This is a genomic window from Deltaproteobacteria bacterium, from assembly GCA_016234845.1.
GTDB lineage: Bacteria > Desulfobacterota > Deferrimicrobia > Deferrimicrobiales > Deferrimicrobiaceae > JACRNP01.
Genome location: JACRNP010000030.1, coordinates 46,058 through 65,616, shown reverse-complemented (window position 1 = coordinate 65,616; position 19,559 = coordinate 46,058). Strand labels below are relative to the sequence as shown.

Here is a 19,559-nt window from a genome sequence, read left to right as displayed (position 1 = left end):
CGTGATCTTGTCGACCGCGAGCCCGCCCGTATCGAAGTTCTTCAGCGTCTCGAGCGCCGCCTTGACGCCGGGCCCGTTCAGCTGCCCCTTCTTGTCGGCGATCTTCAGCGCCTCGGTGACGACCATCATCGACACGTAGCCGCGGATGTAGTGCGTCACCTGCGGCTGGTTCTTCGTGATCTCCATGAGCTGCTTCATGCCGGGGACCTTCGAGCCGTACACCGTGGACCCGACCATGACGAGGGCCCCTTCCTCGGCGCCCCCCGCCAGCTTCGGCGTCGTCTCGTCCGCGCCCCAGATGTTGATGAAGAACTTCGTCTTCAATCCGAGCTTCTTCGCGTCCTTCAGGACGACCGCCGTGGAGTTCGTCGTGCCGCCGACCCACGCGAAGTCGGCTCCCTTGTTCTTCACGGAGAGAAGCTGGGAATTCGCCTCGATCGCCTTCAGGCTCACGTCCTCGTCGCCGAGGACTTCGAACCCGAGCTCCTTCGCGTACTCCTTGCCTCCCTTGATCGGCGCGATCCCGTACGGGTGGTTCGGATAGATGAAGACGATTTTCGGGGCGCGCTTCTCCTTCCAGTTGTCCTTCAGGTATTTGAGGCCCGCCCGCAGCGACGTGGTGTAGTCGGGGGCGCAGAAGAAGTTGTAGGGCGTCTTCGCCGGGTCGGTCAGGTGGGCGGAGTACGAGGCGGAGATGTACGGGATCTTGTCGTCCGCCGTCGTCTTGGAAAGCGCCTCGGTGTCGCCCGAGCCCCACCCCTGGATCGCGACGACGCCGTCTTCCTTGTACTTCTTGTACTGGTTCACCGCCTTGTTCTTGTCGTAGGCGTAGTCGAACATCTGCATGTCGATCTGCTTGCCGTTGATCCCGCCGTGCTTGTTGACCCAATCCTTGTAGTCCTGGACGCCCTGGGCGTACGGCTTCCCGACCTCGCCCGTCGCCCCGGTCAGGTCCGCCAGATGGCCGACCTTGATCGCCGGGGCGGAAAACGCGGCCCCGGACACGCACATCGCCATCGCGGCGACCATCGCGAACACACGCATCGTCTGCTTCATTCTGTCGTCCCCTCCTCTTTCGGGTTTCCGGTTGGTTGACCGATATCGACCGCCGACGTTTCCGATGCTCCCTCCCCTTGCCATTTCCCCCCGCGCGCCCTCCTTTCCGTGTCAATACGAGAACGGATACAGCTTCCAGTACGCCTTGATCAGCTTCCACCGGTGCGCCAGCCCGTCGGGCTCGAAGATGAGGAACAGGACGATGATCAATCCGAAGATCCCCTGTTCGAACGATATCGCCAGCTTCGCCACCGAGGGGAAGTCCGCGGAGATCGACGTGGTGATGACCGACAGGATCTTCGGCAGGAGGATCATGAAGACCGCGCCGAAGACCGACCCGATGATGCTCCCCAGCCCCCCGATGATGATCATCGCGAGGTAGACGATCGACACGCCGATGTTGAACTGCTCGGAGGAGACGAATTTCAGCGCGTGCCCGAAGAGGGCGCCCGCCACCCCGGCGTAGAAGGAGGAGATCCCGAAGGAGAGGAGCCGGTACTTGTAGAGGCTGATCCCCATGATCTCGGCGGAGATGTAGTGGTCGCGCACGGCCATGAAGGCGCGCCCCGTCTTCGTCCGGATCAGGTTCGTCGCGAACAGGGTCATCACCACCGCGAAGGCGAGGACGATGTAGTAGTAGGAGCGGTCCGACTCGAAGGAGTATCCCCCGATCGCCGGGCGCGGGATCGCGATGCCGTAGCTTCCCCCGGTCACCGGTTCCCACCGGAGGAAGATCCATTCGAGGATGAACTGGGAGGCCAGCGTGGCGATGGCGAGGTAGAGCCCCTTGAGGCGCAGCGACGGGACGCCGAAGACCATCCCCGCCATGGCGGTCAAAATCCCCGCCGCCGGAACGCCGATCCAGAAGGAGAGCCCCAGCTTCGTCGTGAGGTACGCCGAGGTGTACGCTCCCACCCCGAGGAACGCCCCCTGCCCGAGCGAGATCTGCCCGGTGAACCCGGTGAGGATGTTGAGTCCGACCGCCCCGATGACCGCGATCAGGATCTGCAGGACGATCCAGAGGTACTCCCCCTTGATCAGGAACGGCAGCACGAGGAGGGCGACGCCGAAGAACCCCATGCAGACCTTGATGAAGGGCGTCTGGAAGATCTTGACGTCCGATTCGTAGGTGGTCCGGAAGTCGCCGCAATACTGCATCCCGTGGTTCTCCTTTTCCCGCCCCGCCGGTCCTTCAGACCCGCTCGATTTCTTTCGTGCCGAACAGCCCGTACGGCTTGATCATGAGGATGACGACCAGGATGACGTACGGGGCGACCTCCTTCACGCCGCTCAGGTCGAGGTACGCCTTGCAGAGGCCGTCCGAGAGGTTCTCGAGCAGCCCGATGATCAGCCCCCCGAGGGCGGCCCCGAGGATCGAGTCGAGCCCGCCGAGGATCGTCGCGGGGAAGACCTTGAGGCCGAAATGGTAGAGGGAGCTGTTGATCCCGTTGATGTTGCCGATCAGGACCCCGCCGATCCCGGATACGACGGCGGAGATGATCCACGACAGGGCGAAGATGTGCTTGACCGAGATCCCCATCGACTGCGCGGCCTGCTGGTTGAACGCCGTGGCCCGCATCGCCACCCCGGCCTTCGAATACTTGAAGAAGGCGGAGAAGATCGCCAGGAGGACCATCGACAGGACGAAGCACCAGATGAACTCCTGGGAGACGGGGACGCCGCCCAGCGACACGGTTTCCTGCGGGAAGAGCTTCGGTTCGTACACGAGGATGTCGTTCCCCCAGATCGCGGTGACGAGGGACCGCATGATGAGCGAAAGCCCGATGGTGACCATGATGATGGAGATGATCGGCTCGCCGATCATCGGCCGCAGCACGATCCGTTCGAGGAGCACCGCCATCACCAGCGAGAAGAGGATCGTGAGCAGGAGCGCCGCCCAGAACGGGACGTGCATCTGCACGACGAAGGCGTAGCAGACGTACGCCCCCGTCATCAGGAACTCGCCCTGCGCGAAGTTGACCACCCGTGTCGCCTTGTAGATGATCGTGAAGCCCAGCGCGACGGCGGCGTAGATGCTCCCCACGACGAGTCCGCTGATGACGAGCTGAAGAAGGTATTGCGTCGTCATGCCTTGTTCCCTCACAGGTTCCGGACGCCGAGCGTCGTCTTGATGTTGGACGTCTTCCCGTCCTGGTACTTGATGACGGCGTCGATCGGGATCTCCATGGCCCCGTCGTACATCCCCTCGATCACGTGCCGGTACCGGTCCCCGACGAACGCCCGGCGGACCTTCCGCGTGCGGGTCAGCTCGTCGTCGTCCGCGTCCAGCTCCTTGTAGAGCGGGACGATCTTCTTTATCCGCGTCGTCTCCGGGAGCGTGGCGTTCACCTTCTCCACCTCCTTCGCCAGCAGTTCCAGCACCTCGGGCTTCGCCGCCAGGTCGGTGTAGGTGGTGTAGGAGATCCGGCGGCTCTCCGCCCACTTCCCGACGTTCGGGTAGTCGATGCAGAGCATGGAGGCGATGAAGTCGCGCTTGTCGCCCAGGCAGACGCACTCCTTGATGTAGGGGGAGAATTTCAGCTTGTTCTCGATGAACTGCGGCGAGAACCGGGTGGCGTCGTTCAGGTGCATGACGTCCTTCACCCGGTCGATGACGATCAGGTGGCCGTCCTCCGTGAAGTACCCCGCGTCGCCCGAGTGGAGCCAGCCGTCGCTCAAGGCCTTCTCCGTCTCCTCCGGGTTCTTGTAGTACCCGAGGAACACCGACGGGGAGCGCGAGAGGATCTCTCCGCTCGCAGACAGCCGGATCTCCGTCTCGGGGATCGGCTTCCCCACCGAGTCGAAGTTGATGTCCCCCTCCCGGTGGATGCACGAGATGCCGGAGATCTCGGTCTGGCCGTAGATCTGCTTCAGGTTGACTCCCATCGCGTTGAAGAACTTGAAGACGTCGGGCCCCAGCGCGGCCCCGCCGGTGGAGGCCGACCGGATGCGGAGAAGGCCCAGGCGGTCCTTCAGCGCCCGGAAGACCAGCGCGTACGCGAGCCGGTACCGGAACCGGAGGGACGCGGGAATCGCCTGCTTCCGGAAGACGGCGTCGGCGTATTCGTACCCGACCGGGAGCGCCCACCCGTACATCCTCCGCTTGAGCGCGGAGGCGTCCATGACCTTCACCTGCACGGTGGAGGTCATGTTCTCCCAGATCCGGGGCGGGGAGAACATGATGGTGGGGCCGATCTCGCGGATGTTCTCCTGCACCGTCTCCGGCTTCTCGGGGAAGTTCACCGTGAACCCGGTGAGCAGCGCGCTGGAGAGGCACATCATCTGCTCTCCGATCCACGCCAGCGGAAGGAAGGAGACGAATTCGTCCTTCCCGACCTTCGAGTCCACCTCCATCAGGTTGGCCGCCATGCTCAGCAGGTTGCGGAACGACAGCATCGCCCCCTTCGGGAAACCGGTGGTCCCGGAGGTGTAGCAGATGAGCGCGAGGTCCTCGTACTTCGTGGCCTCGACGTTCGCGGCGTACAGCCCCGGCTCCCGCTGCTCGAGGTCGCGGCCGAAATTCTCGACCTCCTTGAAGTCGAGGAGGAACGGCTCCTTGTACCCCCGCATCCCCCGCGGGTCGCTGTAGATGATGTAGCGGACCTTGGGAAGCTGCTCCTTCATGTCGAGGATCTTGTCGACCTGCTCCTGGTCCTCCGCCACGACGAACGAGGCGTCGGAATGGTCGATGACGTAGGAGACCTCCTTCAGCGTCGAGTCCTGGTACAGCCCCAGCGGCACCGCGCCGGCTGCCTGCGCCGCGACCTCGGCCCACACCCATTCGGGGCGGTTGTCGCCGATGATCGCCACCTTGTCGCCGCGGGAGAGGCCCAGCGAGACCATCCCGAGGGAGAAGTACTTCACGTGGTCGTGGTACTCCTTCCAGCTGTACTCCTGCCAGATGCCGAACTCCTTCTCGCGCATGGCGACCTTCCGGTCGCCGAAGAGCTCCGCGTTGCGGGAGAGCAGCCGCGGGAAGGTGCCGTGGGTTTTCAGGATCTCCTTCATCGGGTCAGCGCGCCTCCATTTCCCGCAGGAAGTCGTCTTCCTCCCCGATGTACGCCTTGATCACGTGCGGGTCGTTGGCGACCTCCGAGGGCGTCCCCTCGGCGATCTTCACCCCGAAGTCCAGCACGCTCACCCTGTGGCTTACGTCCATCACGACGCCCAGGTCGTGCTCGATGAGGAGCGTCGTCACCCCCCACTCCTCGTTGATGTCGAGGACGAAACGGGCCATGTCCTCCTTCTCCTCGAGGTTCATCCCCGCCATCGGCTCGTCGAGGAGGAGGAGCTTGGGCTTGAGCGCCAGGGCGCGGCCGAGCTCGACGCGCTTTCGAAGGCCGTACGCGAGCGTCCCGACCGGCTTCTTGCGGATGTTCTCGATCTCGAGGAAGTCGACGATATCCTCGACCACCTTCCGGTTCTCGATCTCCTCCGTGCGCGCGGGTCCGAGGAAGATCCCGCCGGCGAGGGCGCCCCTCTTCAGGAACAGGTGGCGGCCCAGCATCAGGTTGTCGAGCACGGTCATGTGGTGGAACAGGGCGATGTTCTGGAAGGTGCGGGCGATCCCCAGGGCGGTCACGTGGTCGGGTTTCATCCCGGTGACCTTGCGGTCCTCGAAGTAGACCGCCCCGCGCTGCGGCCGGTACACGGAAGAGATGCAGTTGAAGACGGAGGTCTTCCCGGCGCCGTTGGGCCCGATGATCGCGTGGATCGTCCCCTTCTCCACGTTGATCGAGACCCCGTTGATCGCCTTGACCCCGCCGAAGGACAGGTGCACGTCGTCGATGCGCAGCAGCGGCATAAAGTCTCCCTGGACGATATTCGGTCTGAATGACGCAATCCCCGTGCCATTTTCAAACCGCTGTTTGTAAAGGGGTGGAGGTGCGGAGGGAGGGTGTTTATACCAAACAGGAAAGCGCTGGTTTGGTAAAACTACCAAAAATTATCGAGCGTCAGCCCATGCCGCTTCATCTTCTCGGAAAAGTTCTTGTTGTCCATCCCGGCGATCCGCGCGGCCTCCGTCAGCTTGCCGTCCGCCTTTCGCAGCGACTCGCGGATGTACCCCCTTTCGAAGGCGGAGACGACCTTCTCCTTGGCGTCGCGGAACGGAAGTTCCGGGTGGAGCGGCACTCCCTCCGAAACGCCTTTCCTCGGAGTCCCGGAGAGCACCGAGGCGAAATCCACCCGCTCCCCGGACGCCCGGATCACCGCCCGCTCGACGAAGTTCTCCAGTTCCCGGACGTTGCCCGGCCAGTCGTACGCCCGCAGGGCGTCGACATCCGCGACGGAAAGTTGCGCGATCTTCTTTCCGCACTTCCGGGCGAACCGCCGCAGGAAGAAGTCGGCCAGCACCGGGATGTCCTCGGCCCGCTCCCGGAGCGGCGGCACCTTGAGCGGGTAGACGGACAGGCGGAAGAAGAGGTCGTTGCGGAACCTCCCCGCCGCCACCTCCTCCTCGAGCGACTTGTTGGTCGCCGCGATGATCCGCACGTCCACGTCGATCTGCCGCGCCCCGCCGACGCGCAGGAACGTCCTGTCCTGGATCGCGGTCAGGAGCTTCGGCTGCAGCGGCAGCGGGACCTCCCCGATCTCGTCCAGGAACAGGGTCCCTCCGTGGGCGAGCTGGAACATCCCCTTCCGGTCGGACACCGCGCCGGTGAACGCCCCGCGGACGTGCCCGAACAGCTCCGTCTCGAAGAGGGTCTCCGGGATCGCCGCGCAGTTGACCTCGATCAGCGGCCCGTCGCGGCGCGGCCCGTTGTAGTGGAGCGCGCGCGCGATCAGCTGCTTCCCCGTCCCCGTCTCTCCGGTCAGGAGCACCGTGGTGTCGAGCGGCAGGACGTCGGCCATGTCCCGCTGGAGACGGCTCATCGCGGGGCTCTCCCACACCAGCGTCTTCCGCAGGTCGAACGTCTCCTGGTTCCGGGCGGTGCGGAACCGGTCCGCCGTCCGCAGGTCCTGGATCTCCAGCGTGCGGCGCACGTGAAGCAGGATCTCGTCCGGCTCGAACGGCTTCAGCAGGTAGTCGTGCGCGCCCGCCTTCATCGCGTCCACGGCGGTCCGGATGCTCCCGTACGCGGTCATGAGGATCACCGGCAGGTCGCCGAACTCCTCGCGGATCGACCGGGTGAAGGCGATGCCGTCGGTCCCCGGCATGCGGACGTCGCTGATCACCAGGTCGAATTCTCCCTTCTTCAGCTTCTCCTTCGCCTCTGCCGCGTTTCCCGCCGTTTCCACGAGGTACCCGGAGGAGGTGATGGTGCGCGCCAGCGGGCGCAGGAAGATCTCCTCGTCGTCCACCAGCAGGATCTTCCGCTTCATTGCGCCCTCCCCGTCCCGGCGAAGGGGGTGCCCGGCAGGTCCACCGAAACGGTCGTGCCCCGCCCGGCGGCCGAATCGATCCGCACCTCCCCGCCGTGGAGCTCCACCAGCCGCTTCACGATCGACATCCCGAGCCCCGTCCCCTGCGCCTTGTTGGTGTAGAACGGCTGGAAGACGTTCCCCAGCTCCTCCGGCGTCATCCCCGGGCCGTTGTCCTCGACCGTGATGCGTACGGCCCCGTTGCCCCCCGCGAGCCGGACGGTGACCCGGCCCCGGACGTCCGGGGCCGCCTCCACCGCGTTCTTCACGATGTTCGTCAGCACCTGCTTGATCCGCACGCCGTCCACGATCGCGCTCACAGGGCCTTCCCCGGACTCCACGCCGACCGAGACGCCCCGGCGGCGCCACTCGTCCTCCAGGCCGAAGACCGACGATCGGGCGATCGAGACCAGGTCGTAGTCGTCGAGCTGCAGGGCGATGTCCCGGGTGTAGTCGAGCAGCTCGTTGACGATCACCTCCATCGACGCGACGGCGTCCCGGATCGTCCCGAGCATCTCGGAGGCCTCGGAACCCGCCGCCTCCTCCCGAAGGAGGCGCGTGCTCATCTTGATCGACCCCAGCGGGGTGCGGATCTCGTGCGCCACCCCCGCCGCCATCTGCCCCAGCGAGGCGAGTTTTTCGCTCTGGATCATCTTGTTCTGCATCGCCTTGATCTCCGAGAGGTCCTTGAACGAAGCGACGAATCCCGCCGCGCGGCCGCGCTCGTCGTTGATCCGCGCCGTGGAGACCAGCCCCGCCGTCTGCGTGCCGTCCCCGCGGACGAAATCCACCTCTCCCCGCCACCGGCCGTGGCGGTAGGTGGAGCGGGCGATGATCCGCTGCTTCTCCCGGTACGGCGTGTCCCGGATGAGGAGCTGGAACCCCTCCCCGATCATCGCCCGTTCCGGCCGCCCGAAGAGGCGGCACCCGCCTTCGTTCACGGCGGTGATCCTCCCCCCCGCGTCGAACGCGACGATCCCGTCGTCGATGCTGTGGACCACGCTCGCCAGCAGCCGCTCCCGCGCGCGGATCTGCTCCTCCTTGTGGGACACCGCCTCCCGGGTGGACGCCAGATCCTTCTCCATCTCCCGGAACGACTCGACCAGCGTCCGGGCGTCCGCCAGCGTCAGCGGCAGCATGTCGCGCAGGACGCTCCGGGCGGAAAGGACGCCGATGGAGCCGGTGAGGATCCTCTCGAGGCGCGCCGGGAGCTCCATCTGCCGGATCACCGCCTCGCGGGTCTGGCCGCGGCTCTTGATCTCGCGGATCTCGCGGACGACCTCCCCGACCTCCTTCTCCTTCTCGTGTCCTGCGTACCGTGTCATCACCGCCTCGATGTCCTCGAGGGACGGATAATGCGCGCCCCTCCCGGGGGGGGACCCGGGGACGGGGACCTCCGCGCCGCCGGGGTGGACTCCGGGGACGGCGGCGCCCGCCGCGGCGAACAGGTGCGACCCCGCGGCGTACCCGAGGACGTTCAGGAAGAGGGACCAGAAAACGGCGTTGCCCACCGGATCGCCGATCCCGGCGGAGAGGAGGTCCGCGGGGCGCAGAAGGGCGATCCCGAACGGCCCGTTCGCCACGAAGGAGGGATCGAGAAACCCGGCCTTGGCCGCCGCCGGCAGGATCAGGGTGTAGAACCAGGCGGTGAAGCCGGCGCACAGCCCCAGGACCGCGCCTCCGGCGGTCCCCCCCTTCCAGTACATGCCGCCGAAGACCGGCGGCCCGAACTGCGCCACCGCCACGAACGAGATCACGCCGATCTCCATGAGCGCGGCGTTCCCGGACATCCAGCGCGCGTACACGTACCCCAGCCCGATGACCGCCAGGATCGACGCCCGCGTGGCCGCCAGCAGGTACCCGTATGCGTGAAACCCCCTCCGGGCCCGGAGGATTCCGGGGATGACCAGGTTGTTCGCCACCATCTTGCCGAGCGCGACGGAGGAGACCAGCACCATCGCGGTGGCGGCGGAGAAGCCTCCGATGAAGATGAGGAGGCTCAATCCCTTCTGCCCGGACAGCATCGGAATGGCGAGGATGAAGTTGTCTCCCGCCGAGGCCGGCAGCCCCAGCAGAAGTCCGCCGAACGCGATCGGGATCACGAACAGGTTGATGAGGAGGAGATAGAGCGGGAACATCCACATCGCGGTCCGGATGTGCGATTCGTCCCCGTTCTGGACGACGAAGACGTGGAACTGGCGCGGGAGCAGAAGGACATCGATCACGGCGATGACGAAGTACGCGGTCCAGCGGGCGAACCCGTTGCCCGGGGCGCCCGAGAGGCCGGTGAGCTTCCCCCACTCCGGGTGGGACCGGAAGCGGGCGTAGACGTCCCCGATTCCGTCGAACAGCCCGTAGCAGACGAAGACTCCGGCGGCCACCAGGATGACGAGCTTGACCACCGATTCCGTCGCGACGGCGGTCAGGACTCCCCCCTGGGGACGGGTGAAGTCCAGGTACCGCCCCCCGAAGAAGAGCGCGAAGGCGCCCAGGAACAGCGCGACGACGAGCATCGGGTCGATCGCGGCCGCGAAGCCCCCGCCGCCCGAGATGGCGTCGTACGTGAGCCCGACGGCGCGCAGCTGAAGGGAGATGTACGGAACGCTTCCCAGGACGAGGAAGAGGGTCGCCAACGCCCCCAGCCACGGGGTCCCGCCGTACCGGACGCTCAGGAGGTCGGGAACGGATGTGACGTTGTGGGCCCGGCAGAACCGCACGAGCTTGCGGAGGACCGTCCACCAGGTCAGGGCGAAGACCGAGGGTCCGATGAAGAGGGCGAGGAACGACGGGCCGTTCTGCGCCGCGTTGCCGATGCATCCGTAGAAGGTCCAGGAGGTGCAGTAGACTCCCGCCGCGAACACGTAGACGTACCGGTCGAGTCCGCGCGCGCGGATCGCGTCGAATTTCCGCTCGCCGAGGTACCCGATCCCGAAGAGGAGCAGCAGGTACCCGGTCAGCACCGCGAGGACGAATCCCCCCTGGAACAGCGTCCCCGGCAACGGCGCCCCGCCTCCCTACCCGTCCGTCCGGCGGCTCGCCGTGAAGAGCGCGTAGACGAGGACGGCCCAGAACAGGAATATTCCCGCGAGAAACGACGGGATCCCGAGGATCGTCGCGGGAGCGTCGATCACGCCCAGGAACGGCCACGAGAACGCGGCCAGGAACAGGAGTACGGCGGCCTTGCCCAACGGGACCCCTTTCATTGCCAGCGCGGATCGCTTCATTGTACTATCAAAGCATGGCCGATCGGTCCGGAACGACGAACCGGGGACGGTACCTGACGATGTCGCTCGCCGCGTTGGCGGCCGTGGCGCTGTTCCCTTGCGCGGCCCCGGCGGATGCCGACATCTACCGGTGGGAGGACGAGCGAGGGGTCATCCACTTCACCGACAACCCGTCCGCGATACCGGAGCATCTCCGCGGAAAGATACAGCCGATCCTCAAGGAGCCGCCGATCCCGGGAAAACCGTCCCTGTCCACCGTCGGAAGCCCAACGCTCCCTTCTCCCGGCGGGGTCAACGGCGCATCCGCCCCTTCGAACGACACCTCTCTGGGAGACCGGGTCACCCTGCCGGTCGGGGACGACCCGTCCCGGCAGGCGGAATCTCTACGGGCCAAGATCGATGCGAAGGAACGGTTCCTCGAAAAGGTCGACAACAAGCGGTCCCAGATACTGAATCCCCTGGGAAACCGGTTCGTTTCACAGGAAGACCTCGAGTTGTACAAGAAATACAGCGAAGAGCTTCCGGGCGACCGCGAGCGGCTCCGGGAGCTTGAATCCGGCGCACCTTCCGTCAGGTAGCCCCGAACTCCTCGGGAGCGGGGCATGACACCCGCAGCGTCTCCCCCGTTGCCGGATGCCGGAACGACACCTCCCACGCGTGCAGCATCAGGCGGCTCTTCCCCGGACCGGACGCCGGGACGGCGGAGTACCGCCGGTCTCCCACGATCGGGTATCCCGCGGCGGCCAGATGGGCACGGATCTGGTGCCGTTTCCCGCGGGAAATCGTCGCCCGAAGCAGCGTCCACCCGTTCCCGGTCCGTATCGGTGCGATCGCGGTCCACCGGTGCGGGTCGGGATCGTCACGGCCGCGAAGCACCCGGACAGCTTCCCCCCCTTCCGCGCGGATCTCCCACGGAATCGACATCGGTGCGGCGACCTCTCCCCGGACCATGCACAGGTATCCCTTGACGACCCGCCCCTTCTCCCGCTCGCGACGCAGGAAATCCAGCGAGGCTTCGGTCAGAGCGGCGGGGACCGCACCGCTGGTCGCGTAATCCAGCCGCGTGAGGAGCGTCAGACCGGGCTCCGGCGAGATTCCGGCCACCCCGGGGAACCGCCGGAGCAGGAACCCGGCGAGGGTCCCGGATTCGTTCGGCCGCTGCGGCTCCGTGTGGACGTCCGGAGGCTTGCACAGGACGGCGACCTCCGCGTCCTCGTAGGCGACCGAAGCGCCGGGCAGGTCGCACGGGACGGGCAGCCAGTCCTCCGGTTCCGCGAGGGCGTCCGCGGACACCACCTCTCCCTCCCGGAGCGGGCGGCCCTTCGGGGCGGGAATCCCTCCCACCCGGATCGCCCCGGCGTCGAAGGCGAACCGCAGGCTCCGCGCCGGCAATCCGGGGAAGCGGTCCCGCAGGACCCGGTCGAGACGCCTCCCCGACTCCTCCCCCTCCACCCGGAAGATCTGGTCTCTCCGCATGCCCGGAAGTATACTGTACCCAAACAGGGGTGTCGTCCCGTCAACCCGGATCTTCTCCAACCGGAAAGGGGGATACCGCCATGTACAGGAAGGTGCTTGTTCCGCTGGACGGCTCCGCCCTCGCGGAGCGGGCCGTCCCCCACGCCGAGGAGATCGCCCGGGCTTCCGGCGCCGAGATCCTCCTCCTGCAGGCCGTCGGCATGCCGATGCCGGTCGTCCCCGAAGCGGTCCTCGTGGCGGACGCAAGGATCCTGCAGGAGGCGATGCGGAGCGCTTCGGAGTACCTCGAGCGGACCGCCTCTCCCCTCCGAAAGGCGGGGATCGCCGTGCGGATCCGTGTGGACGACCGTCCCCCCGCCGACGCGATCCTCCACACGGCCGAGATGGAGGACGCCGACCTGATCGTGATGAGCACCCACGGCAGGAGCGGCATCTCACGGCTGGTCATGGGGAGCGTTGCGGAGAGCGTGCTGCACGCCTCGCGGCGGACGTTGATGCTGGTCAAGCCCGAGCGGTCCGCCGTCCCGGAGCACCGCGGCGACGAATGGTACCTGAACGTACCGTGAGTCGATGCCGCCCCCGGCGGTGAACCGGGGGCGGCCCCGGCCTACTTTTCGGCGACCGTCACTTTCTGGATCGTCACCGGCTTCTTCGGCACGTCCTGGAACATCCCGACCGAGCCGGTGGGGACCGCGCGGATCTTGTCGACCACGTCCATCCCCTCGATCACCTTCCCGAAGACGGCGTAGCCGTACCCTTCCCGGGTCTTCGAACGATGGTTCAAGGGGGGGTTGTTCACCGTATTGATGAAGAACTGTGCGGTGGCCGAATCCACGACCATGGTCCGCGCCATCGCGATCGTGCCACGGTCGTTCGCAAGGCCGTTGTCCGCCTCGTTCTTGATCGGGGGCCGCTTCGTCCCCCGCTCCTTCATGTCGGGCGTGAAGCCGCCGCCCTGGATCATGAAGTTCCCGATGACCCTGTGGAAGATCAGGCCGTCGTAGTGGCCCTCCTTCGCGTACGCGAGGAAGTTGGCGACGGTGACCGGCGCCTTTTCCGGGTACAGTTCCAGCTTGATGACCCCCAGGCTCGTCGTCATGGTAACCACGGGCTTGCCCCCTTTGCGGGCGGTGTCCGCGCCGGACGCCGCCCCGCAGAAGAGCAGGAACGCTCCCGCGGCGATGAGCAGCTTGCGCATCGGAACCCCCTTGTATGAAATGAGTGCCGGACTTCGTCTGATTATATAATGCACGGATATCAACCTGACGGATGGTTTCCATGAGGACGGTGCGGACCCTGCTGGCGCTTCTACTTTCCCTGCCGCTGTTCGCTTCCTCCGACGTCCGCGCCGGCGAGGTCGCGGTGGCGGTGGAGGACGCCATCCGGTTGGCGGTGGAGAACAACCTGGACCTCCAGGTGCAGACCTTTTCCCCCGCGATCGCGGAGGCGGGCATCCGGGGCGCCCGGGGCATATACGACACGCGGCTGACCGCGCTGCTGGACCACAGGGGAAAGGACGCCCAGGTCGCGCCCGGGTCGGCGACGGCCGACCGGCAGCGGTTCTTCGACTTCGACGCCGGCGTCCAGAGGCTGGTCCCCACCGGCGGGACCGCGTCCGTTTCCGTCAACAACGCCTGGTTCGCCGACAACCAGGGGACCTCCTTCTCGAGGTACGCCAATCCCCAGCTCTCCTTCTCGTTCACCCAGCCGGTCCTCCAGGGGTGGGGACGCGAAGTGACCGAGCGGGGGATCACGCTCGCCCAGGACTCCGCCGACGTCTCGCTGGCGGATTGGCGGCAGAAGGCGGAGAGCACGGCGTCCGCCGCCAGCGGCCGATTCTACGACCTGTACAAGGCGCGGGAGAACCTGGAGACGCGCAGGGCGTCCCTGGCCGTCGCGCGGAGGATCCACGAGGAGAACGAGGCGCGGGTGAAGGCGGGCGTACTCGCGTCGTTTCAGCTCCTGGACTCCGAGCTGGGGGTCCTGTCGCGCGAGACGGACCTGCTCGCGTCGGAGCGGGCGCGCCGGGAGGCGGCCGACGGCCTCGGGGTCTTCCTGCAGCGGAAGGAACCGGGAGAGATCGTTCCCGTCGTGGGGTCGGTCGCCGAGCGGATCGACACGACGGAGGAGGCGGCGATCGCCGTCGCGCTCCGGAAACGCCCGGAGCTGGTCAGGGCGCGCGTCGGCGTCCACAGCGGCGAGTTCTCGGAGAAGGTCTCCCGAAACCTGGCGCTCCCCTCCCTCTCGCTCGCGGGAACGGTCGGCGTGACCGGGCTTGGGAAATCGTACGGAGAAGGGTTCGAGGACATGGCTTCCGGGAAGTACCCGAACTGGTCGGTCGCCCTCAACTTCTCCTTTCCCATCGGAAACTCATCCGCCCTGGCGGAGCTGGAGGCGAACCGGCTGAAGGCCGGGCAGGCCCGGGTGACGCTGCGGTCCGTCGAGGAGTCGGTGGCGCTCGAGGTCCGGACGGCCCTCCGCGCCCTCGAAACGCGGTACCGGCAGATCGAGGTGGCCCGGAAGGGGGTCGCCGTCGCCGGCGTCCGGTTCGAGTCGTACGAGAAGCGGCAGAAGCTCGGGCTGGCCACGACGAAAGATCTGCTGGACGCCGAATCGCAGCTGGTGGCGGCGAAGGAGGGGCTGGTAGGCGCCCTGGCGGATTACCAGGTCGCGGTGACCGAGTTCTACCGGAGCACGGGGGAACTGCTCGACCGGCACAACCTGGCGGTCGAAGGAAAATCGATCGCATCGAAGGCGCGGAAGGGAACCCGATGAGGAAGGCAGCGGTCGCCGTTGCGATCGCCCTGGCGATTTCCGCCGGCGCGTACGCCTGGTTTACGAAGTCGCCCCAGGGATCGGTGTTCCGGACCGCGAAGGTCGAGAAGGGCGTGATCATCGACGCGATCACGGCCACGGGGAACATCAACGCGGTGACCACCGTGTCGGTCGGAAGCCAGATCTCCGGAACGATCCAGCAGATCTTCGTCGACTTCAACTCGCGGGTGCGGAAGGGACAGGTGATCGCGCAGGTCGATCCGCGACTCCTCGAGTCGGCGCTGGTCCAGGCGCAGGCGGCGGTCGAAAACGCCAAGGCATCCCTCGAGAGGGCGCAGGTGGGGGTGATCGACACGGATCGGACGTACCGGAGGAACCAGGAGCTGATCCGGAGCGGGTTCGTGGCGCAGGCCGACGTCGATTCGGCGCAGACCGCCTACGAGCAGGCGCTCGCCCAGAAACGGAGCGCCGAGGCGGCGCTCCGCCAGGCGGAGGCGTCCCGGAACACCGCGCAGACCAACCTGGAGTACGCCACCATCCGCTCCCCGGTGGACGGGATCGTCATCTCGCGCAGCGTGGACGTCGGCCAGACGGTGGCGGCGAGCTTCCAGACGCCGACCCTCTTCTCCATCGCGCAGGACCTGACGAAGATGCAGATCGACACGAACGTGGACGAGTCGGACATCGGCCGGGCGATCCCGGGGCAGACCGCGACCTTCACCGTGGATGCGTACCCGGAGAAGGTGTTCTCGGGGAGGGTGGAGCAGGTCCGCAACTCGCCGATCGTCACCCAGAACGTGGTCACGTACAACGTCGTCGTCCGGGTCGACAACCGGGATCTTTCCCTGAAACCCGGGATGACCGCCAACGTGACGATCGAGGTGAAAAAGTACGAGGACGTCCTGAAGATCCCCAACGCCGCGCTGCGGTACCGCCCTGCGGACTCGAAGGAGAGGGCCGAAGGGAAGAAGCGGGAACGGGAGAAGGAGCCGGCCGGCCAGAAGGTCTACATCTTGGGCAAGGACGGCAGGCCGGCCCCCGTGACGATCCGCACCGGGGTGTCGAACGGGACGTTCACGCAGCTGCTGGACGGCCCCCTGAAGGACGGCGATGCGCTCGTGACGGGCGAGACCGGCCAGAAAAAGAACGGCGGCGGCAGCCCCCCCGGAATGGGATTCGGGGGGATCCGGTAGCGCGCGATGGGCACCGCGGCGATCGAGATCGGCGGACTCGTGAAGACGTACCTTCTGGGAGACGTCCGCGTCGAGGCGCTGAAGGGGGTGGACCTGTCCATCCTGGCGGGGGATTTCGTCGCGGTGATGGGCGCCTCCGGATCGGGGAAATCCACCCTGATGAACATCCTCGGATGCCTCGACCGCCCCACGTCGGGAAGCTACCGGCTCGACGGAGAGGAGGTGGCGGGCCTCTCGCGCGACGCGCGGGCGGTCCTCCGGCGGAACCGGATCGGCTTCGTCTTCCAGGGATTCAACCTCCTGCCGAGGCTCTCCGCGCGGGAGAACGTCGAGCTGCCGATGATCTACGACGGAACGCCGACCGCCGTCCGGCGGGACAGGGCGTCCGCCGCGCTCTCCGCCGTCGGGCTCGAGGAACGCTCCCACCATCTCCCGAGCCAGCTCTCGGGAGGGCAGCAGCAGCGCGTGGCCATCGCCCGCGCGATCGTCAACACCCCGGCCCTCCTCCTGGCGGACGAGCCGACGGGAAACCTCGACTCCGCGACGAGCGACGAGATCCTGGGAATTTTCCAGCAGCTGAACGAGGAGCGCGGGATCACCCTCGTCCTGGTGACGCACGAGCCGGACATCTCCGGGTACGCGCGAAGGATCGTCCGTTTCCGCGACGGTCGGATCGTGGAGGACCTGCCCGTCCATAACCGGCGCCGTGCGGCGTCGCCCCCACCGGCGGCGGAAGCGTGAACCTCTACTCCGCCGCGAAGGTGTCCTTCCGCTCCCTGCGCGCCAACAAGATGCGCTCGGTGCTGACGATGCTCGGTATGATCATCGGCGTCGCCGCGGTCATCGTGATGGTCGCCATCGGAGAGGGGGCAAACGAGCGGATATCCGCCCAGATCTCCTCGATCGGATCGAATCTCCTGCTCATCCTCCCGGGGAGCACCACATCGGGTGGGTTGCGCTCCGGGTTCGGCGGCACCCCGACGCTCACGATGGCGGACGCCCGGGCGATCGGAAAGGAGCTCTCCGCGGTGCGCCTGTCCTCCCCCTCGGTCCGGACCAGCGCCCCCGTGGTCTACGGAAACCAGAACTGGAGCACCATCGTCCAGGGGACGGGGACGGACTACCTCGAGATGCGCGAGTGGAACACCGTGTCGGGGCGGAACTTCACGGCGCAGGAGTTGGAGGCGGCCTCCAAGGTGTGCCTCCTGGGGCAGACGGTGGCGGATTCCCTGTTCGGCTCCGAGGACCCGGTCGGGAAGATCGTCCGGATCAAGCGGTCCCCGTTCACCGTGGTCGGGGTGCTGGAGCGGAAGGGGCAGTCGCCCCAGGGGCAGGACCAGGACGACACGGTGATCCTGCCGATCACGACGCTCCAGAAGAAGCTCTACGCCAGCGCCCATGCCGGCACCGTCGGTGTCGTCATGGCGCAGGCGGTCGACGCGGAAAGCGTAAAGGAGGCCGAGCGACAGATCGCCGCGCTGCTGCGACAGCGGCACCGGATCGGGCCGGGCCAGGACGACGACTTCTCGGTCCGGAACCTCTCCGAGATGCTCGCGCTGGCGGAATCCGCCACGAAGATCATGAGCCTCCTCCTGGGCGGGATCGCCTCCGTGTCCCTGATCGTCGGGGGGATCGGGATCATGAACATCATGCTCGTGTCGGTCACGGAGAGGACCCGGGAGATCGGGATCCGGATGGCGGTCGGGGCGCGCGAGCGGGACATCCTTTCCCAGTTCCTGATCGAGGCGGTGCTTCTGGCCGCGACCGGGGGTGCGGTCGGGATCGGCCTGGGGGCCGGCGGCGCTCTGCTCACTTCCCGCTACGCGGGGTGGTCCACCGTCATCTCCCCCGGCGCGGTGGTCCTGGCGTTCGGATTCTCCGCGGCGGTGGGGATCTTCTTCGGATTCTACCCGGCGAGGAAGGCGTCCCGGATGGACCCGATCGAGGCGCTCCGGTACGAGTAGCGGCCTACCTGCGGTGGCAGTTGGAGCAGATCGCCCGCCCCTCCCCTTCGGTCACGAAACGCCCCTTCGCCTTCCCCTCCCCCCGCACGTCGATGTGCGGATTGTGGCACGTCGTGCACGTAAGGCGTCCCCGGGAATCAACCTTGAACGGCTCGGGGACGGCCAGGCGCGGCGTCACCATGTGGTCGACTCCGGAAGGGTGGCGGTCCTGGGAGTGGCAGCGGAGGCAGATCAGCCGGGTGTTGGAGATGAACGAGATCTGCCCCGCTTCCTCGTTTGTGGGATCGGTCATCGTGTCGTGGCAGAATTTGCACGTCTCCCGGTTCGTCATCGACGCGTGCGGATTTCTCCCGGACAGGTCCTCCTTGTCGTGGCACCGGTAGCAGAGCGCATTCCTCGGCTCCCCTTTCTCCTTCCTCCGGACCGCGACTCCGCTCCCGGTCTCCGGCATCGGGTCGTGGCACGTCAGGCACTTGATCTTGCCGTCGGAGGAGAGCGGGAGGTCCTTCCCCGGGTTCATGCTCTCCGGCAGGTTCACCAGCACCGGGTGGCAGGCGTCCATCGCGCCGTGGCAAGAGTGGCAGATCCGCATGTCGTCCCCGCCGTACCGGAGGTTCGTCCGCATCTCCTCCTTCCGGACGGACACCCCGAGGTGGCACCCCATGCAGGAGGTGTAGTCGACCTTCCCGTGGGGGTTGGCGTATCGTCCGCGCTCCAGCGCCTCCACGTACGGTATCCGGAGGAAGTGGATGGTGTCCGGCGCCCCGTGCGGGTCGTGGCACGTCCCGCACATCGTCTCGCCGTTCTTCCCCCTGGGGAGCGATTCCGGAAGCTTCTTCAGCGCATCCACGTTCCCGGGATGCGCCCGGGAACGCACGTCGTGGCAGAAGTCGCAGATCCGCTCGAGGTTCTCCTGGATCTTCACGGAAGGCCCGTCGGGATCGCCGGGCCGCCCCAGGTGGCACGTGTGGCACTTTTCGGTCTCCGCTCCGGCGTGGTGCGGGTTGATGGCGCGGAACTCCTCCCCGTGGCAGTCGAGGCACATGTCCATCCGGACGGAGTACCTGCCGGTGTCGTAGCCGCGGAGCAGGAACACGGCCGGTTTCTCCTGGTGGACGTCGTGGCAGGTCGAGCAGATCACCTCGCCGCCGGCGCTCAAGGGAAGCCCTTCCGGAAGGCGGCGTGCCGTCCGCTTCACGACCGGATGGTGGGTGGTCTCGGCGTCGGAGTGGCAACCCCGGCACAGTTCCACCGGAGACTTCAACAGGCCGGACAGGACCTCGGACGCGGAGCTTTTCCCCTTGTCGGGGATCCGGGCGTGGCAATCCTTGCAGGGGAAGGACCGGTGCGGGTTGACCGGGCGTTCCGCTCCGTGGGAAGGTTCCCCGGTCAGGATCGCGGCCGCCGCGAAGAACAGCAGGGGCGCGATGGAAGATTTCCATACCCGCCGCATCGTTTGTGACGTATAGTAGCACAACGAAGGATGTTCATCGCTGTCCGTTCGCCGG

The 19,559-nt window shown here is 66.7% G+C and carries 17 protein-coding genes; 6 read left to right on the top strand and 11 right to left on the bottom strand.

The features are described from left to right. From HZB86_02955 to HZB86_02920, 8 genes are all read right to left on the bottom strand, one after another. The coding region (locus tag HZB86_02955) for an ABC transporter substrate-binding protein (protein MBI5904501.1) at positions 1–1,056 on the bottom strand (1,056 nt) is incomplete at its 3' end. A 111-nt stretch (positions 1,057–1,167) separates the two neighbouring features. Continuing rightward, on the bottom strand, positions 1,168–2,214 hold the full coding sequence (locus HZB86_02950) for a branched-chain amino acid ABC transporter permease (GenBank protein MBI5904500.1): 1,047 nt from the start codon (positions 2,212–2,214) through the stop codon (positions 1,168–1,170). Between the two features lie 34 nt (positions 2,215–2,248). Beyond that, the gene (locus HZB86_02945; GenBank protein ID MBI5904499.1) at positions 2,249–3,145 is read right to left on the bottom strand and encodes a branched-chain amino acid ABC transporter permease; all 897 of its coding nucleotides are present in this window, start codon (positions 3,143–3,145) and stop codon (positions 2,249–2,251) included. An 11-nt stretch (positions 3,146–3,156) separates the two neighbouring features. Further along, positions 3,157–5,064, bottom strand: a complete 1,908-nt coding sequence (locus tag HZB86_02940; protein ID MBI5904498.1) for an AMP-binding protein — start codon at positions 5,062–5,064, stop codon at positions 3,157–3,159. Positions 5,065–5,068: 4 nt separating this feature from the next. Next, positions 5,069–5,860 carry an ABC transporter ATP-binding protein gene (locus HZB86_02935; GenBank protein ID MBI5904497.1) on the bottom strand — a complete coding sequence of 264 codons (792 nt, stop codon included), beginning with the start codon at positions 5,858–5,860 and terminating at the stop codon, positions 5,069–5,071. A gap of 131 nt (positions 5,861–5,991) precedes the next feature. Beyond that, a complete protein-coding gene (locus HZB86_02930) occupies positions 5,992–7,380 on the bottom strand; it encodes a sigma-54-dependent Fis family transcriptional regulator (protein MBI5904496.1) in 1,389 nt (462 codons plus the stop codon). Continuing rightward, on the bottom strand, positions 7,377–10,418 hold the full coding sequence (locus HZB86_02925) for a PAS domain S-box protein (GenBank protein MBI5904495.1): 3,042 nt from the start codon (positions 10,416–10,418) through the stop codon (positions 7,377–7,379). The genes HZB86_02930 and HZB86_02925 overlap by 4 nt, the downstream gene beginning before the upstream one ends. 15 nt (positions 10,419–10,433) lie before the next feature. Further along, entirely contained in the window at positions 10,434–10,643 is a 210-nt protein-coding gene (locus HZB86_02920; GenBank protein MBI5904494.1) for a hypothetical protein, read from the bottom strand. 14 nt (positions 10,644–10,657) lie between these two features. Between HZB86_02920 and HZB86_02915 the strand changes: the two genes are divergently transcribed. Continuing rightward, positions 10,658–11,221: a DUF4124 domain-containing protein gene (locus tag HZB86_02915; protein ID MBI5904493.1), complete on the top strand. Its 564-nt coding sequence runs from the start codon at positions 10,658–10,660 to the stop codon at positions 11,219–11,221. On the opposite strand, the gene HZB86_02910 is transcribed toward HZB86_02915, so the two are convergent. Beyond that, positions 11,214–12,119 (bottom strand): RluA family pseudouridine synthase, encoded by a 906-nt coding sequence (locus HZB86_02910; GenBank protein ID MBI5904492.1) that lies wholly within the window; start codon positions 12,117–12,119, stop codon positions 11,214–11,216. The two genes, HZB86_02915 and HZB86_02910, sit on opposite strands and share 8 nt — an antisense overlap. Before the next feature lie 80 nt (positions 12,120–12,199). On the opposite strand from HZB86_02910, the gene HZB86_02905 reads away from it, so the two are divergent. After that, entirely contained in the window at positions 12,200–12,685 is a 486-nt protein-coding gene (locus tag HZB86_02905) for a universal stress protein (GenBank protein ID MBI5904491.1), read from the top strand. Between the two features lie 41 nt (positions 12,686–12,726). On the opposite strand, the gene HZB86_02900 is transcribed toward HZB86_02905, so the two are convergent. Continuing rightward, complete coding sequence (locus HZB86_02900) at positions 12,727–13,317, bottom strand: peptidyl-prolyl cis-trans isomerase (GenBank protein ID MBI5904490.1); 591 nt, start codon at positions 13,315–13,317, stop codon at positions 12,727–12,729. Between the two features lie 80 nt (positions 13,318–13,397). On the opposite strand from HZB86_02900, the gene HZB86_02895 reads away from it, so the two are divergent. From HZB86_02895 to HZB86_02880, 4 genes are read left to right on the top strand one after another with little or no spacing between them, the layout of a single operon-like run. Continuing rightward, positions 13,398–14,894: a TolC family protein gene (locus HZB86_02895; protein MBI5904489.1), complete on the top strand. Its 1,497-nt coding sequence runs from the start codon at positions 13,398–13,400 to the stop codon at positions 14,892–14,894. Beyond that, positions 14,891–16,087, top strand: coding sequence for an efflux RND transporter periplasmic adaptor subunit (locus HZB86_02890; GenBank protein MBI5904488.1), 1,197 nt, complete (start codon positions 14,891–14,893; stop codon positions 16,085–16,087). The genes HZB86_02895 and HZB86_02890 overlap by 4 nt, the downstream gene beginning before the upstream one ends. Before the next feature lie 6 nt (positions 16,088–16,093). Next, complete coding sequence (locus HZB86_02885) at positions 16,094–16,828, top strand: ABC transporter ATP-binding protein (protein ID MBI5904487.1); 735 nt, start codon at positions 16,094–16,096, stop codon at positions 16,826–16,828. Positions 16,829–16,878: 50 nt separating this feature from the next. Beyond that, positions 16,879–18,051: an ABC transporter permease gene (locus HZB86_02880; protein ID MBI5904486.1), complete on the top strand. Its 1,173-nt coding sequence runs from the start codon at positions 16,879–16,881 to the stop codon at positions 18,049–18,051. Between the two features lie 4 nt (positions 18,052–18,055). On the opposite strand, the gene HZB86_02875 is transcribed toward HZB86_02880, so the two are convergent. Beyond that, positions 18,056–19,504: a cytochrome c3 family protein gene (locus HZB86_02875; protein ID MBI5904485.1), complete on the bottom strand. Its 1,449-nt coding sequence runs from the start codon at positions 19,502–19,504 to the stop codon at positions 18,056–18,058. Positions 19,505–19,559 lie beyond the last annotated feature (55 nt).